This is a genomic window from Flagellimonas amphidinii, from assembly GCF_013090115.1.
Classification (GTDB): Bacteria; Bacteroidota; Bacteroidia; order Flavobacteriales; family Flavobacteriaceae; genus Flagellimonas; species Flagellimonas amphidinii.
In genome coordinates this window covers 1-618 of the sequence record NZ_JABFNN010000043.1, presented here as the reverse complement: position 1 = coordinate 618, position 618 = coordinate 1, and the positions used below count along the sequence as shown (strand labels likewise).

At 56.0% G+C, this 618-nt stretch carries 1 protein-coding gene; it reads left to right on the top strand.

Annotated features, from left to right (window positions below; all coding sequences use genetic code 11):
* A partial coding sequence (locus HJC33_RS15835; protein ID WP_216366721.1) for a hypothetical protein occupies nucleotides 1–618 on the top strand: 618 nt, incomplete at both ends.

The following is a 618-nucleotide window of genomic DNA, read 5'->3' as shown; positions in this document are numbered from 1 at the left end:
ACGCCCGATGTCGGTGGAACCTGGTCACCGGCACTCGCCGGCGCGGGAACATATACCTATACCGTGGCAGCAACGGCACCATGTGCAACCGATGCAACGGCCACCGTCACCGTGACAGAACAAGCACAGCCCGATGCAGGGACAAACGGGGCACTCTCCATTTGTACAGGAGGAGGTGCCAATACCGACCTCTTCGCACTACTGGGGGGAACGCCAGATGCGACAGGGACATGGAACGATGACGATGGCTCAGGGGTCGTGCTCACAGTCCCTACCGATGTTGATCTCTCAGGACTTGCAACAGGATCATATGGCTTTACATACACCGTGGCCGCTACGGCTCCTTGTACAACCAATGCAACGGCAACGGTTACCATAACCATCACCAATCAGCTCAATGCAGGGGTCGATGCTACAGTCGATATTTGTGAGGGAAGTGGTACCAATACAGACCTCTTCGCAGCTCTTGGCGCTACAGCCGATGCCGGGGGAACATGGAACGATGACGATGGCTCAGGGGTCGTGCTCACAGTCCCTACCGATGTTGATCTCTCAGGACTTACAACAGGATCCTATGACTTTACATATTCACACGCTGCAGCGGCTGGATGCCCAGCA